This is a genomic window from Pseudomonas lutea, assembly GCF_000759445.1.
GTDB classification, from domain to species: domain Bacteria; phylum Pseudomonadota; class Gammaproteobacteria; order Pseudomonadales; family Pseudomonadaceae; genus Aquipseudomonas; species Aquipseudomonas lutea.
Genome location: NZ_JRMB01000001.1, coordinates 2,822,753 through 2,839,280, shown reverse-complemented (window position 1 = coordinate 2,839,280; position 16,528 = coordinate 2,822,753). Strand labels below are relative to the sequence as shown.

At 59.1% G+C, this 16,528-nt stretch carries 6 protein-coding genes and 2 rRNA genes; 5 read left to right on the top strand and 3 right to left on the bottom strand.

What is annotated here, in order from left to right; all coding sequences use genetic code 11:
• The 5 genes from LT42_RS12170 to recD all read left to right on the top strand — a co-directional run.
• A 23S ribosomal RNA gene (locus LT42_RS12170) occupies positions 1 to 2,871 on the top strand; the annotation flags it as partial.
• A 146-nt stretch (positions 2,872 to 3,017) separates the two neighbouring features.
• Positions 3,018 to 3,133 (top strand): 5S ribosomal RNA (gene rrf, locus LT42_RS12165).
• 222 nt (positions 3,134 to 3,355) lie between these two features.
• Positions 3,356 to 6,841 (top strand): exodeoxyribonuclease V subunit gamma, encoded by a 3,486-nt coding sequence (recC, locus tag LT42_RS12160; protein WP_037012687.1) that lies wholly within the window; start codon positions 3,356 to 3,358, stop codon positions 6,839 to 6,841.
• Positions 6,838 to 10,536 (top strand): exodeoxyribonuclease V subunit beta, encoded by a 3,699-nt coding sequence (gene recB / locus LT42_RS12155; RefSeq protein WP_037012686.1) that lies wholly within the window; start codon positions 6,838 to 6,840, stop codon positions 10,534 to 10,536. Before recC ends, recB begins: the two co-directional genes overlap by 4 nt.
• Positions 10,533 to 12,620, top strand: a complete 2,088-nt coding sequence (gene recD, locus LT42_RS12150) for an exodeoxyribonuclease V subunit alpha (RefSeq protein WP_037012682.1) — start codon at positions 10,533 to 10,535, stop codon at positions 12,618 to 12,620. Before recB ends, recD begins: the two co-directional genes overlap by 4 nt.
• Before the next feature lie 212 nt (positions 12,621 to 12,832).
• Here the strand turns inward: recD and LT42_RS12145 are convergent, their stop codons facing one another.
• The 3 genes from LT42_RS12145 to LT42_RS12135 all read right to left on the bottom strand — a co-directional run bounded on the left by LT42_RS12145 (position 12,833) and on the right by LT42_RS12135 (position 16,523).
• The gene (locus LT42_RS12145; RefSeq protein ID WP_052075235.1) at positions 12,833 to 14,401 is read right to left on the bottom strand and encodes an amino acid ABC transporter permease/ATP-binding protein; all 1,569 of its coding nucleotides are present in this window, start codon (positions 14,399 to 14,401) and stop codon (positions 12,833 to 12,835) included.
• A gap of 164 nt (positions 14,402 to 14,565) precedes the next feature.
• Positions 14,566 to 15,384 (bottom strand): ABC transporter substrate-binding protein, encoded by an 819-nt coding sequence (locus LT42_RS12140; protein WP_037012680.1) that lies wholly within the window; start codon positions 15,382 to 15,384, stop codon positions 14,566 to 14,568.
• 74 nt (positions 15,385 to 15,458) lie between these two features.
• Positions 15,459 to 16,523: an isopenicillin N synthase family dioxygenase gene (locus LT42_RS12135; RefSeq protein ID WP_037012678.1), complete on the bottom strand. Its 1,065-nt coding sequence runs from the start codon at positions 16,521 to 16,523 to the stop codon at positions 15,459 to 15,461.
• Between the last annotated feature and the right edge of the window lie 5 nt (positions 16,524 to 16,528).

Below are 16,528 nucleotides of genomic sequence, written 5' to 3'. Positions count from 1 at the left end.
CGGTGGATGCCTTGGCAGTCAGAGGCGATGAAAGACGTGGTAGCCTGCGAAAAGCTTCGGGGAGTCGGCAAACAGACTGTGATCCGGAGATGTCTGAATGGGGGAACCCAGCTGTCATAAGACAGTTACCTTACACTGAATACATAGGTGTATGGAGCGAACCAGGGGAACTGAAACATCTAAGTACCCTGAGGAAAAGAAATCAACCGAGATTCCCTTAGTAGTGGCGAGCGAACGGGGACCAGGCCCTTAAGTTGATTTGAGATTAGCGGAACGCTCTGGAAAGTGCGGCCATAGTGGGTGATAGCCCTGTACGCGAAAATCTCTTGTCAATGAAATCGAGTAGGACGGGGCACGAGAAACCTTGTCTGAACATGGGGGACCATCCTCCAAGGCTAAATACTACTGACTGACCGATAGTGAACCAGTACCGTGAGGGAAAGGCGAAAAGAACCGCGGAGAGCGGAGTGAAATAGATCCTGAAACCGTATGCGTACAAGCAGTGGGAGCCCACTTTGTTGGGTGACTGCGTACCTTTTGTATAATGGGTCAGCGACTTATTTTCAGTGGCGAGCTTAACCGAATAGGGGAGGCGTAGCGAAAGCGAGTCTTAATAGGGCGTCTAGTCGCTGGGAATAGACCCGAAACCGGGCGATCTATCCATGGGCAGGTTGAAGGTTAGGTAACACTGACTGGAGGACCGAACCGACTACCGTTGAAAAGTTAGCGGATGACCTGTGGATCGGAGTGAAAGGCTAATCAAGCTCGGAGATAGCTGGTTCTCCTCGAAAGCTATTTAGGTAGCGCCTCATGTATCACTGTAGGGGGTAGAGCACTGTTTCGGCTAGGGGGTCATCCCGACTTACCAAACCGATGCAAACTCCGAATACCTACAAGTGCCGAGCATGGGAGACACACGGCGGGTGCTAACGTCCGTCGTGAAAAGGGAAACAACCCAGACCGTCAGCTAAGGTCCCAAAGTCATGGTTAAGTGGGAAACGATGTGGGAAGGCTTAGACAGCTAGGAGGTTGGCTTAGAAGCAGCCACCCTTTAAAGAAAGCGTAATAGCTCACTAGTCGAGTCGGCCTGCGCGGAAGATGTAACGGGGCTCAAACCATGCACCGAAGCTACGGGTATCACGCAAGTGATGCGGTAGAGGAGCGTTCTGTAAGCCTGTGAAGGTGAGTTGAGAAGCTTGCTGGAGGTATCAGAAGTGCGAATGCTGACATGAGTAACGACAATGGGTGTGAAAAACACCCACGCCGAAAGACCAAGGTTTCCTGCGCAACGTTAATCGACGCAGGGTTAGTCGGTCCCTAAGGCGAGGCTGAAAAGCGTAGTCGATGGAAAACAGGTTAATATTCCTGTACTTCTGGTTATTGCGATGGAGGGACGGAGAAGGCTAGGCCAGCCTGGCGTTGGTTGTCCAGGTTTAAGGTGGTAGGCTGAAATCTTAGGTAAATCCGGGGTTTCAAGGCCGAGAGCTGATGACGAGTGTTCTTTTAGAACACGAAGTGGTTGATGCCATGCTTCCAAGAAAAGCTTCTAAGCTTCAGGTAACCAGGAACCGTACCCCAAACCGACACAGGTGGTTGGGTAGAGAATACCAAGGCGCTTGAGAGAACTCGGGTGAAGGAACTAGGCAAAATGGCACCGTAACTTCGGGAGAAGGTGCGCCGGTGAGGGTGAAGGACTTGCTCCGTAAGCTCATGCCGGTCGAAGATACCAGGCCGCTGCGACTGTTTATTAAAAACACAGCACTCTGCAAACACGAAAGTGGACGTATAGGGTGTGACGCCTGCCCGGTGCCGGAAGGTTAATTGATGGGGTTAGCTAACGCGAAGCTCTTGATCGAAGCCCCGGTAAACGGCGGCCGTAACTATAACGGTCCTAAGGTAGCGAAATTCCTTGTCGGGTAAGTTCCGACCTGCACGAATGGCGTAACGATGGCGGCGCTGTCTCCACCCGAGACTCAGTGAAATTGAAATCGCTGTGAAGATGCAGTGTATCCGCGGCTAGACGGAAAGACCCCGTGAACCTTTACTATAGCTTTGCACTGGACTTTGAATTTGCTTGTGTAGGATAGGTGGGAGGCTTTGAAGCGTGGACGCCAGTCTGCGTGGAGCCAACCTTGAAATACCACCCTGGCAACTTTGAGGTTCTAACTCAGGTCCGTTATCCGGATCGAGGACAGTGTATGGTGGGTAGTTTGACTGGGGCGGTCTCCTCCTAAAGAGTAACGGAGGAGTACGAAGGTGCGCTCAGACCGGTCGGAAATCGGTCGTAGAGTATAAAGGCAAAAGCGCGCTTGACTGCGAGACAGACACGTCGAGCAGGTACGAAAGTAGGTCTTAGTGATCCGGTGGTTCTGTATGGAAGGGCCATCGCTCAACGGATAAAAGGTACTCCGGGGATAACAGGCTGATACCGCCCAAGAGTTCATATCGACGGCGGTGTTTGGCACCTCGATGTCGGCTCATCACATCCTGGGGCTGAAGCCGGTCCCAAGGGTATGGCTGTTCGCCATTTAAAGTGGTACGCGAGCTGGGTTTAGAACGTCGTGAGACAGTTCGGTCCCTATCTGCCGTGGACGTTTGAGATTTGAGAGGGGCTGCTCCTAGTACGAGAGGACCGGAGTGGACGAACCTCTGGTGTTCCGGTTGTCACGCCAGTGGCATTGCCGGGTAGCTATGTTCGGAAAAGATAACCGCTGAAAGCATCTAAGCGGGAAACTTGCCTCAAGATGAGATCTCACTGGAACCTTGAGTTCCCTGAAGGGCCGTCGAAGACTACGACGTTGATAGGTTGGGTGTGTAAGCGCTGTGAGGCGTTGAGCTAACCAATACTAATTGCCCGTGAGGCTTGACCATATAACACCCAAGCAATCTGCAGACAGACAGCAGATTGTGGTGTGTGAAGACGCATGAAGACGAAAGTTTGCGACCACACAGACAGACACCTGATCACATACCCGATTTGCCGAAGCGTTCGAGAGGACGAGTCGGCACCCGAATTTCTTGACGACCATAGAGCGTTGGAACCACCTGATCCCATCCCGAACTCAGCAGTGAAACGATGCATCGCCGATGGTAGTGTGGGGTTTCCCCATGTGAGAGTAGGTCATCGTCAAGATTAAATTCCAGAACCTCATCTGCTTACGCAGATGGGGTTTTGTTTTTGCGCGCGATTAAGTGCCAAGGCTCAAGCCGTCGATGAGCAGGGGCAGTCTTTGCACGACTCTCTTCATGCAGGCGTCAGCGCTCGTTGCGCACCCGGCCTGTAAACGATGAGCCGCTAAAAACCCCTCATCCTCTGGTAGTCTTCTTTCTCTTTGAAAGACCAAGGGACGCAGCTATGCCGGTGACATCCGATCTCAACCCCGGATTTATGGTGGTTCATGGAAATCGCCTGGATGAGCTGCGGGGTCTTGTGGTGTCTTGGATGAGGCTTTACCCCCTGACGCCGCTTGAGAACGAAGTCGCACTGGTACAAAGCAATGGCATTGCTCAGTGGTTGAAGCTTGCGTTGGCGGAAGACGCTCATGACGATGATCAAGGGGGTTGCGGAATCGCCGCTGCGATTGATGTGCAACTGCCCGGTAGCTTCATGTGGCAGCTCTATCGTGCCGTACTGGGCAAAGACGAAATCCCGGAAACGTCGTTGCTCGACAAAGCCCCACTGACTTGGCGCCTGATGCGACTGCTGCCTGGCCTGATGAATCAGCCACATTTTGAGCCGCTGCAACGGTTCCTGACGGCGGACACCGACCTGCGTAAACGCTACCAGCTGTCAGAGCGCCTAGCTGACCTTTTCGATCAATATCAGGTTTACCGCGCCGACTGGCTTGCGGACTGGGCCGCTGGCAAGCATCAACTCAGGAACGTAAGAGGGGAGGCCAAACCCCTCAAGGCGGAAAACTGTTGGCAGGCCGAACTCTGGCGCGCGCTGCTGCACGATGTCGGCGCTGAAGGCATGGCACAGAGCCGGGCTGGCGTGCATCGCCGTTACATAGAGGCTATCAACAGCCTCGCTGAAGCCCCCCGCGGTTTGCCTGCAAGGGTCATCGTCTTTGGTATTTCTTCGCTGCCTGCTCAGGCACTTGAGGCGTTGGCAGGCTTGGCTCGGTTCAGTCAGGTATTGCTCTGCGTTCACAACCCTTGTCGTCATCACTGGGCGGACATCGTCGCCGACAAGGATCTCCTGCGTCACGAATACAAGCGACAGTCCCGAAAGCCAGGCATGCCTGTGGTTATGGACCCTGATGCCCTGCATCAGCACGCTCATCCCTTGTTGGCCGCATGGGGCAAGCAAGGCCGTGACTACATCAACCTGCTGGACAGCCACGACGATCCCCAGAGTTATCGTGCAATCTTCCGTGACGGCCGGATCGACCTGTTTAGCGAAAGCGAACCCGACACGCTGTTGAACCAGCTGCAGGACGACATCCTTGAGCTGCGGCCGTTAAGTGAAACACGCGAATTGTGGCCTCCCGTGCAGATCAAGACCGACCGCTCGATTCGTTTCCATGTAGCCCACAGCGCCCAGCGTGAAGTGGAGGTGCTGCATGACCAGCTTCTGGCGCGTTTCAGCAAGGACCCTGATCTGCGACCGCGCGACGTGATCGTGATGGTACCGGACATCGACAGCTACGCCCCTCATATTCGAGCGGTGTTCGGTCAACTGGATCGAGACGATCGGCGCTTCATTCCATTCACCCTTGCTGACCAGGGCCAGCGTGGGCGGGATCCGCTGCTGATCGCCGTTGAGCACTTGCTGAAGATCCCGGACAGTCGATTCCCGGTCAGCGAGATTCTGGACCTGCTGGACGTCCCTGCGCTGCGCGCGCGCTTTGGGATTGATGAGCGCGACCTGCCGACGTTACACCGCTGGATTGAAGGCGCGGGGGTGCGTTGGGGACTGGATGCGAAACAACGTGAGGGGCTGGGACTCCCTGAACAGCTGGAACAAAACAGCTGGCATTTTGGCCTGCGTCGCATGCTGCTCGGATATGCCGTCGGTGCGGGTGCTGCCTACGACGGGATTGAGCCCTATGACGAAATTGGCGGTCTGGACGCAGCGCTCATTGGGCCGCTGGTCTCGCTGATTGACGCTTTACAGGTTGCTCACAGCGAACTGTCGCAACCGGCGGCGCCTGCGTTGTGGGGCTCGCGACTGCAAGCGATCATGCAGTTGTTCTTCATGGCTGACAGCGAGCACGACGACTACCTGTTGAGTCAGCTGGAGACGCTACGGGAAACCTGGCTGCAGACGTGCGAAACCGTGGGTCTTGAAGAGCCCCTACCGTTGACGGTCGTGCGTGAAGCGTGGCTCGCCGGGCTGGATCAAGGACGATTGTCCCAGCGCTTTCTGGCCGGTTCGGTCAACTTCTGTACGCTGATGCCGATGCGCGCCATTCCGTTCAAAATTGTCTGTTTGCTGGGCATGAATGACGGCGATTACCCGCGCGCTCAGCCGCCGCTCGATTTTGACCTGATGGGCAGCGATTATCGTCCTGGCGACCGTTCCCGCCGTGAAGATGATCGTTATCTGCTGCTCGAAGCGTTGTTATCTGCCCGTGATCAGCTGTATGTCAGCTGGGTGGGCCGCAGTATTCGTGACAACTCGGAACGGCCGGCTTCGGTGCTTATCGGGCAGCTGCGCGATCATCTGGCCAGCGGGTGGCGGCTGGCCGGTGCCCATGAGTCTGAAGGTGATCAGAAGCGTGACCCGGGGCAGCAGTTGCTGCACGCGTTGACCGTTGAGCACCCGCTGCAGCCCTTCAGCGCCAAGTATTTTCGAGAAAGCCCTGAATTTTTCAGCTTCGCGCGCGAGTGGCAGGTTCTGCATGAGACAGTCACTGAAAAGGGGGAAGTGAAGGCGCTGCAAAAGCACCAACAAGAGGAGCCGTTGAGCCTGATGCAGTTGCAGGATTTCCTGCGCAATCCGGTGAAGCACTTCTTCAGTCAGCGCTTGAAAATATTCTTTGAGGTCGCCGAAGCACCCCTCGCGGATGAGGAACCCTTCGTACTCGACGCGCTTGAGCGCTACGGCATCAGCGACAGTCTGCTGCAAGCGGCGTTGTCGGATCCCGAGCATGTTCAGGCCTCGCTTGAGGCCCAGGCGACGCGCTTGCAGAGCAGCGGCGTGTTGCCGATGGCTGGCTTTGGCTCGCTGCTACAGACCGAGTTGCTTGAGCCGTTACCAGACCTAGTGGCTAGGTATCAAGAATTGCTGATTCGCTGGCCATTGCGCTTGCACAGTGCGCTCCCGGTCAATTATGAGCATCAGGGTGTAGAACTCGATGGCTGGCTCGACGGCCTCTATCACAACCCGGAAAACGAGCTGCTCGCGATAACCGCTATCCCCAATGCCATCGACGCCAGGAAGGCGCGCAAATGGCACCGCCTGAGCAAGCCGTGGGTAAACCATCTTGTGGCCTGCGCGTGTGATTTACCCCTGACCACCGCGCTGGTCGCCAGCGACGAGACGCTGCTGTTGCCACCGCTGGACAAGGCATTTGCTACGCGCACCCTGAATGACTTGCTCCTCGCATGGCAGCAAGGCATGCAGCGGCCGCTGCCGATTGCCGTTAAAACCGCGTTTGCCTGGTTGAGTCAGACCGATGAGACAAAAGCCGAAGCCGCCGCGCGAAGGGCCTTTGACGGCGACGGCCAGAACAGTAAGGGCGAGCGAGCCGAAAGTACGGCCCTTGCACGCCAATTCCCTGACTTCGATGCCTTGCTGGCCAGCGAGGAATTTGTTGGCTGGTGCGAGGCGCTGTACAAGCCAATCTTTGACGCGCCCTGGCAGGCGCTATCGCATGCGGAGGTCGGCGCATGAGTGATGCTCAACAGCCTCTCGCACTGCGCTTCCCGCTTAAGGGCAGCCAGCTGATCGAAGCCAGCGCCGGGACCGGCAAGACATTTACTATCTCGGCGCTCTACCTGCGCCTTGTGTTGGGCCACGGCAACGAGACCTCCGGATTCGGTCGTGAGCTATTACCTCCACAGATTCTGGTGGTGACGTTCACGGATGCAGCCACCAAGGAATTGCGCGACCGTATTCGCACGCGACTGGCGGAAGCAGCGCGGTACTTTCGTGGAGAAATCCAGGCACCTGACGCGCTGATCGTAGGTCTGCGCGACGAATTTTCCGCCGAGCAGTGGCCCGGCTGCGCCAGCCGTCTCGATATCGCGGCGCAGTGGATGGACGAAGCAGCCGTCTCGACGATTCACAGCTGGTGTCAGCGCATGCTGCGTGAACATGCCTTCGACAGCGGCAGTCTGTTCACCCAGAGTCTGGAAACCGACCACAGCGACCTGCTGGGCGAGGTGCTGCGCGATTACTGGCGCAAGTTCTGCTATCCCATGAGTGGTGACGCGCTGATGTGGGTGCGTGAGCACTGGGGTGGGCCGGCGGCGCTGCTGCCCAAAGTCCGCGCGTTGTTAGGCACTGAGCGCGGCGCTGTCACGCAAACGCCGACACAGATTATTGAGCAGTCGATCCAGGAGCGGCGTGAACTCCTAAGGCAGCTCAAGGCGCCATGGGCCAACTGGGCGGCTGAACTGCATGCCATCTGCATCGACGGCGTTGCGTGTAAGGTGGTCGATGGCCGCAAGATGCAGGAGCGCTATTTCCGGCCGTGGTTCGACAAGCTGATCGCCTGGGCCAATGACGATGAGCAGGAACAGCTCGACCTCGGCACCGGCTTCACCCGGCTGACGCCCGACGGCATTGCCGAAGCGTGGAAGAACAACCCGCCGTCTCATCCTGCGTTCGAGGCAATGGTTGAGCTCAAGGTGGCGCTGGACACATTGCCCACGCCCGATGCAGCCGTGCTTGAGCACGCTGCCCAGTGGGTCGGGGCACGTTTTGAAGAAGAGAAGCGCCGACGCGCCGAAATGGGTTTCGACGACATGCTGCTGCGCCTGGATGCTGCGTTGCGCGGCAGCGGCGGGGAGCGTTTGGCGACGCTGATTCGTGAACAATTCCCGGTCGCCCTGATTGACGAGTTCCAGGACACCGACCCTGTACAGTACCGAATCTTCGACAGCATTTACCGTCTTGAAGCCAACGACGAAAGCACAGGGCTGTTCCTAATCGGCGACCCGAAACAGGCGATCTACGCCTTTCGCGGCGCTGACATCTACACCTACCTGCGTGCCCGTCAGGCCACCACTGGCCGGCTGCATACGTTGGGCACCAACTTCCGTTCCAGCCACGCGATGGTCGATGCAGTCAACCATGTCTTCCAGCGCGCGGAGACCAGCGAGACAGGCCGTGGTGCGTTCTTGTTTCGCACCGCAGAAAGCAATCCCGTGCCGTTTCTGGCGGTAGCGTCTCAGGGGCGTAAAGAGCGGCTACAGGTGGACGGGGAGAAACTCGCTGCGCTCAACGTCTGGCAGCTGGAAACGGATCAACCGGTATCGGGGACGATCTATCGTCAGCAGTTGGCGGCAAGCTGTGCGAGCGAGATCGCCCGATTGCTCAATGCGGGGCAACAGGGGCAAGCAGGTTTCGTTAAAGATGGCGAGCCGTTGAAACAGTTGCAGCCCGCTGATATCGCGATTCTGGTGCGCGATGGCAAGGAAGCGCAGGCGGTCCGGGGCGAATTGTCGGCGCGCGGTGTACGCAGCGTGTACTTGTCCGACAAGGATTCTGTATTCGCGGCGCAGGAAGCCCATGACGTGCTCGCGTGGCTGAAGGCCTGCGCCGAACCTGATGCCGAGCGGACGCTGCGCGCCGCATTGGCTTGCATCACTTTGGCATTGCCACTGGCCGAGCTCGAGCTGCTGAATCAGGACGAACTGGCGTGGGAAAACCGCGTCATGCAGTTCCGCGATTACCGCCGTATCTGGCGAACTCAGGGCGTGCTACCGATGCTGCGCCGGCTGCTGCACGACTTCAAGCTGCCGCAAGCGCTTATTCAGCGCACCGATGGCGAGCGCGTACTGACCAACTTGTTGCACCTCAGTGAACTGATGCAGCAGGCCGCTGCCGAGCTGGACGGTGAGCAGGCGCTGATTCGTCATTTGAGCGAGCATCTGGCCCTGGCCGCTCAGGCGGGAGAGGAGCAGATATTGCGCCTCGAAAGCGATGAGCAATTGGTCAAGGTTGTGACCATTCATAAATCCAAAGGCCTGGAATACCCGCTGGTGTTTCTGCCCTTCATCTGTTCAAGCAAACCCGTGGATGGCAGCCGTTTACCGCTGCACTTTCACGACGCCGACGGCCATGCGCAAATCAGCCTCAAGCCCACAGCGGCGCTGGTTGAGCAGGCGGATGACGAGCGACTTGCTGAAGACTTGCGTCTGCTTTATGTGGCCCTCACTCGCGCGCGACACGCGTGCTGGCTGGGGGTGGCTGATCTCAAGCGTGGGAGCAATGGCGCGTCGGTGCTGCACCGCTCGGCTTTGGGTTATTTGCTGGGCGGCGGCCAGAAGCTGCCTGAGTCCGTGGCGTTGGGGCAATGGCTGAGCTCGTTGGCAGAAGACCACGCGGCGGTTAAGGTTGGGCCTGTGCCGTTGCCGACAACCGAATCTTTCAGCGCGCCGCGCAGTGAAATGTCGTTGAGCAAACCGCGCGTCTCGCGCCGCAGCGCTCGTGAGAATTGGTGGATCGCGTCCTACAGCGCCTTGCGCATTGGTGACACCATTACTGACAGCGGCGATCAGTCGCCCGACAGTCCACAAGCACAGAAGCTTTTCGACGACGAGCGTCTCGACCCGGACGCACCTCGAGAGGTAATGGCCAGCGGCGGCGATATCCACCGGTTTCCCCGAGGGCCCAACCCCGGGACGTTCTTGCACGGCTTGTTGGAGTGGGCTGGGGAAAAAGGGTTCGCCGAGGCAGCCGCCGACCCGCTAGCGCTTGAAAAAGTCGTCGCCCAACGCTGTAACCGACGTGACTGGAAAGGCTGGATCAACACCCTGACTGACTGGCTGCGGCATCTTCTGACGTTACCCCTCTATGTGGGCCCGGATGTTCAGCCCGTGGCGCTGTGTCAGCTGGATCAGCCGAACCAGTACCGCGTCGAGATGGAATTCTGGTTCGCTTGCACAAAAGTCGATGTGGCGCAGATGGATGCGCTGGTTCGCCGCCACACCCACAACGGTGCCCCAAGGGCGGCGGCAGAAACGGCCTCGTTGAATGGCATGTTCAAGGGCTTCATCGACCTCACGTTCGAGCACGAAGGCCGCTACTTCGTTGCGGACTACAAATCCAACTGGCTGGGCGTTGACGACGATGCCTATACCGAGCAGGCGATGGAAAACTCGATTCTGGACAACCGCTATGACCTGCAATACGTGCTGTATCTGCTCGCACTGCATCGTCAGCTCAAGGCGCGGCTGGCCGACTACGATTACGACCTTCACATGGGCGGAGCGGTGTACATGTTCGTGCGCGGCAGCCACGCTGCGAGTCAAGGCGCGTGGTTTACGCGTCCGCCCCGCGAGCTGATTGAAAGCCTGGATCTGCTGTTTCAGGGCCGTTCACCGGCGCAGGCAGATGTGCTGTCAGGAGAACTCGCATGAACCGTACATTCGCCCACTTGTTGCCGACGCCCTTGGACGCCGACAGCCTGGCCGAGCTGAAGCCCCTTCACCGTGTCGATGATTTATTGCTGTTGTTGCAGCGCTGGGTCGAGCGCGGCTGGTTGCGCGCGCTCGACAAGGCCTTCGTGGCGTTCCTGGCTGACCTTGATCCCTCCGCCGATTCACTGGTGCTGCTGGCGGCCACGTTGACAAGCCATCAATTGGGTCACGGCCATGTGTGCCTTGACCTGCACGAAACCCTCAAAGAGCCGGATTTCGCGTTGTCGCTTCCGCCCGAGGGTGATGTGTTGTCGACGCCGATGCTGCTGCCTTCTTCGTTGCTCAAATCGCTGGATGGCGCGACGTGGTGCAAGGCGCTGGAAGCCAGCACGCTGGTCGCTCGTGCCGGTGATGACAGCGAAGCGGCGGCGCACAAGCCGTTGGTACTTGCCGATCGGCGTCTGTATTTGCGCCGTTACTGGACGTACGAGCGCCGGATCGATGCGGCATTGAGTCGTCGATTGGCGCAGGTCGAGTCGGGGCTGAGCGATTTGCCGCAACGTCTGGATGCGTTGTTCGGCCCGGCCAGCACCGAGCCCGATGGACTGATCGACTGGCAGAAACTGGCCTGTGCGCTGGCAACGCGGGGCGCGTTCAGCATCATCACCGGCGGCCCCGGGACGGGCAAAACCACTACCGTCGTACGCTTGCTGGCGCTGTTGCAATCGCCGGCGGTGGAGAACGGCAAACCGTTGCGCATTCGTCTGGCCGCGCCGACGGGCAAGGCGGCAGCGCGTCTGACCGAGTCGATCAGCCATCAGGTGCAGTCGCTGCAAGTGCCGGAGAGCGTTCGGCAGAAAATCCCCAGTGAAGTCACCACCGTTCACCGCTTGCTCGGCAGCCGTCCGGGCACCCGGCATTTCCGTCATCACGCCGGTAACCCGTTGCCGCTGGACGTGCTGGTGGTCGATGAGGCTTCGATGATTGACCTCGAAATGATGGCCAACCTGCTGGACGCACTGCCGCCCCATGCGCGGATGGTTCTGCTGGGCGACAAGGATCAACTGGCATCGGTTGAGGCCGGCGCGGTATTGGGTGACCTGTGTCGCGACGCCGAGGCGGGAATGTACAGCCCGCAGACCCAGGCGTGGCTGGAGTCGGTCAGCGGCGAAGACCTCTCCAGGAGCGGTCTTCAGCAGGGCGATAGCCAGCATCACGCGCTGGCGCAACAAGTGGTGATGCTGCGCCATTCCCGGCGCTTCGTGGCAGGTAGCGGAATCGGTCAGTTGGCCGGGCTGGTCAATCGGCAACAGGACCAGGAAGCCCGCGCATTGCTCGCGGCGCGCCAGTACCCGGATCTGTTTTCTTTGGTGCTCAAGGGTGAGCAGGATCGGGCGCTGACCCGATTGCTACTGGAAGGTCATGCAGATGGCCCCCAGGGTTACCGTCATTATCTGAGCGTGATGCACGCGCAGCGGCCGCAGGGTTTGACCCAAATCGAGGACCCACGGCGTGTCGAGTGGGCGCGGCGGGTATTGAACGCTTTTGACGAATTCCAGCTGCTGTGCGCCGTCCGCAAGGGACCGTGGGGCGTGGAAGGGCTGAATCGACGGATCACAGAAACGCTCTTCACCGCCAGGCTGATCGAGAATGACCACCAATGGTACGAAGGGCGTCCGGTGCTGATGACCCGTAATGATTACGGGCTGGGCTTGATGAACGGCGACATCGGCATCGCCTTGCGGCTGCCTGAAGGGCCGGTTGAGGAAAACCGTCAGGCGCTGCGTGTTGCGTTTCCGCGCAATGATGGCAGCGGCGGCGTGCGCTTTGTATTGCCGAGCCGGCTCAATGACGTCGAGACCGTGTACGCAATGACGGTGCATAAATCCCAGGGCTCGGAGTTCGCGCACACGGCGTTGATCTTGCCGGAAGCGCTCAATCCGGTGCTGACCAAGGAGCTGATTTACACCGGCATCACCCGGGCCAAGCATTGGTTCAGTCTGATCGAACCACGCCAGGGCGTGTTCGAAGAAGCGCTGCGGCGCAAGGTCAAACGCCTGAGCGGGTTGATGCTGGGGCTGTGACGGGCGCGTCTAGATCGGCCCTGCCATTGGAGCGGCCTGCTGGTGAGGGGGTTGGTCAGTCATCTTCTAGGTGAACGATCTGACGCATTCGCGGGCAAGCGCGCTCCTACAGTTGAGCTGCGCCAGCTGCGAAATCGGCGATGTACGCGAAATCTGTAGGAGCCGGCTTGCTGGCGAACGCATTCTGCCCGGCGCTACAACGGCGAATGAGACTAACCGACCTCGCCAGCAAGCCGGCTTTTACTGACGTTGTGCGGGCTCGGTGAATGCGAATCCAGCCCCATGAACTTGCGCACCCGCTCGCCGCATTGGTCGGCCAGAATGGCGTGCGGCGCGGCATCGTTCTGGACGATGCCGTTTTCCATGAAGATCACCCGATCGGAAATCGACAGGGCGAAGTCCATTTCGTGGGTAACGATCAACATCGTCATGCCTTCTTTCGCCAGGTCGGCGATCACTTTGAGCACGTCACCGACCAGCTCCGGGTCCAGCGCGGAGGTCGGTTCGTCAAACAACATGATCTGCGGATCCATGGCCAGCGCGCGCGCGATTGCCACCCGTTGCTGCTGACCACCTGATAATTGATGCGGGTACTTGTGCGCGTGGGCCAGCAGCCCGACCTTGTCGAGCAGGGCATAAGCGCGTTGTTCACTCACCACGCGGTCGCGGCCGTGATAGCGCGGGGCCAGGGTCACGTTGTCAAGAATGGTGCGATGGGGGAACAGGTTGAAGTTCTGAAACACCATGCCGATGCGCTGAATCCCACGGCGGATCTGCGGGGCGTTGGGATTGTCGCCGGCGTGAATGTAGCCCTCGCCGAACAGGATGATTTCGCCTTGGTCGATGGTTTCCAGACTGTTCACCGTACGAATCAGCGTGGTCTTGCCCGAGCCTGACGGGCCGATGATCGAAATGACCTGGCCCGCTTCTACTTTCAGATCGATGCCCTTGAGCACCTCGTGCTGCGCGTAGCGTTTCTGGATGTTGACCAGTTGCAGCGCGGGCGCCGAGCCAGCACGCGCAGAGGGTTGCGGGGCCTGTGCGGACTGACTGCCCAGGCGAGTCCGCAGGGCGACAAGCGCAGCGTCGTCGAGGGTCTGCGGCTTGCGGTTGCTCAGTTCCAGATGCTGCTCCAGCCAGTGAAACAGCCAGCCGAAGACCGTCACGATCATCACGTAGTACACGGCAACGGCCGACAGGGTCTCCATCACCAGAAAGTTTTGCGCGTACAGGCGCTGCCCCACCGTCAGCAGTTCGGTGAGGGAAATCACCGACACCAGCGAGGTCAGTTTCACCACCGTGATGTATTCGTTGACCAGCGTGGGCAGGGAGATGCGGAAAGCCTGCGGGATGACAATCAGACGCTGCATGCCGATCAGGCCGACACCCAGCGCGCGGCCCGCTTCCTTCTGACCTTTCGCCACCGAAATGAGGCCACCCCGGTGGATCTCCGCCATATAAGCTGCTTCGGTCACCACAAGCGCCAGGAGGCCTGAGTAAAACGGGTTGGAAAGCACGTCACGGGGCACCGGGAACATCTGCGGCAAGTTGTAGGTGAACACCACCAGCACCAGCAGCGGGACGCTGCGGAAAAACCAGATATAAATCGACGCCGGGACGCTGATCCAGCGCGCTGTCGAAAGCTTGGCCGATGCCAGCAGAAACCCCAATAGCATGCCGATGAACCAACCCAACGCGCTGAGCTCGATGACCGTGATGCAGGATTCCCAGAAGTCAGCGACCGAGAACAAAGAAAAAAAGTAGGACCATTCGAATTGCATACACACCTCAGCGGGGCCGAACCCTGCGGGATTCTCTTATCAAGCACGAGCCCCGTAGGTGTGAGCTTGCTCGCGATGACGTCGGTACATCCGATACACCTACATCGTCTGTCACGGCCAATCGCGAGCAAGCTCACTCCTACACGGGGTGAATCATCAGGCCGTCAGTTCTTGGGCTCTTCCAGGTTGTATTTCTTCAGCAGCGCCGCGTATTCGCCGGATTTCTTGGTCTCGTCGAAGGCCTTCAGCAATGCCTGATACAACTCGTCATTGCCCTTCTTCACATAGATGCCGAGCGTTTGCTGGTAGATCGAATGTTCGGTGCTGACCACCACGCGGCCCTTGGTGCGCTCGGCGATCATGCCGGCGGCGCCGTCGATTTCCACTTGTGCCTGGACGTTGCCTGACAGCAGCGCCTGAGTCACTTCGGGCGCTGAAGGGAATTCGCTGACGGCGACCGCGCCTTTGCCTTTCGGTACGCAGTACTCGGCGGACAGTTTGTTGAACTGGGTCACCCAGGTGGTGCCTTTTTCCAGGCCGACCTTAAGCCCACACAGGTCCTCCGGCACTTTGGGTTTGAGCGGGCTGTCCTTGAGCACCATGATCGCGGCGCCTGTCACGGCGTAGGGAATGGTTTGAGCCTGCGTCTGGCGCTCCGGCGTGATGTACATGCCGGAAATGATCGCGTCATAGTGGCCGGCATTCAGGCTGAGGATCAGGCTGGAGAATTTGGTATCGATGAACTCGGGTTTGAGCTCCAGATGCTTGGCAAGCAGGCGCGATAGGTCAGGGTCGGCGCCCACGACGTTTTTCTTCTCGTCGTAGGATTCGAACGGCGGGTAGGTAATTTCCATGCCCACCTTGAACTGCCCGGGTGTAACAGTCGTGGCGGCCTGTGCGGCCGTCGCCGCGCCTGCTGACGCGCCGAGCACGGCGCAGGCAACCACGGTCAGGCGGACAGCAATGTTCGAAGTGTTGCGCATCGTCGGTGACTCCACGTCAGGAAAGCAGGGTTGGGGGTTCTGAACATTCGGGCGGGGCAGGGTGGCGCATCGCATCACGACGCATCCTGGGTCTGATTCTTCAAATGGCCGAAGCTCGATGGCTTGCGCGCCTTTTCGTACAGCTTGAGTTCGCCGCGCTCGACCTTGCGGCGCAGGTACTGATAGGTCTGCAGCGCCTGACCGAACATGTGTTCGCCGATGGTGATTTCTTCGTAGTCGGCGGTGCCCTTGTCGAACTGCGGCAGGGGTTTGATCTGCGTGTGGAAATCGCAGGCAAAGAACAACGGAAACGAGTACCGCTCTTCGCTCACGGTGCGCACCCGATGAGCTGTAGCAACGAACGTACCAGCGGTCATGACCTCCAGCATGTCGCCAATATTGACCACGAACGCGCCCTCAAGCGGAGGCGCATCGATCCATTGCCCCAGGTCGTTCATCACCTCAAGGCCAGGCTTGTCGGCCAGCAGCATGGTGAAGCACTCGTAATCGGTGTGCGCACCAATGCCGGGCGCGTCTTGAGCGGCGCCGTCGAACGGGTAATGAATCAATCGCAGCTTGGAGGGCGGGCGGGTCACCATCGACTCGAAGTAGCCTTCTTCCAGACCCAGCGCCAGTGCGAAGCCGTCGAACAGGCGTCGCCCCAAGGCAAACACCGCCGCGTAATACGCTTCGACGGCAGGCCGGAAACCCGGCAGATCAGGCCATTCGTTGGCGCCGATAAGCGGGGTCTTGGCGATCACCAGCGGGTCGTCATCGGCCACTTCAAAGCCGATATCGAACGCCTCTTTGTGGTCAGGCTTGCCCTTGGCGTACACCTCTTCGCCCTCCGGCACGAAGCCTTTGTGGCTGCGGGACGTGCCGATGTAATGCTGCATTTTGTAGTCGAGCGATTGTGCGAAGAGGTCCCTGGCGGCCTGACGCAGCCCCTCGATCAACGACGGCGCAATGCCGTGATTCCTGATGTACAGAAAGCCAACCTCCCGGGCGGCCTTGCCCAAGTCGTCGGCGACGGCCTGACGCCGTGCAATGTCGGGGCTGAACAGTCCGGCGATATCGATCACCGGGATGCTGCTGAAGTTGGCGACCTTCGGGGCTGCCGCGTGCGACGGATCTGGCATGACGA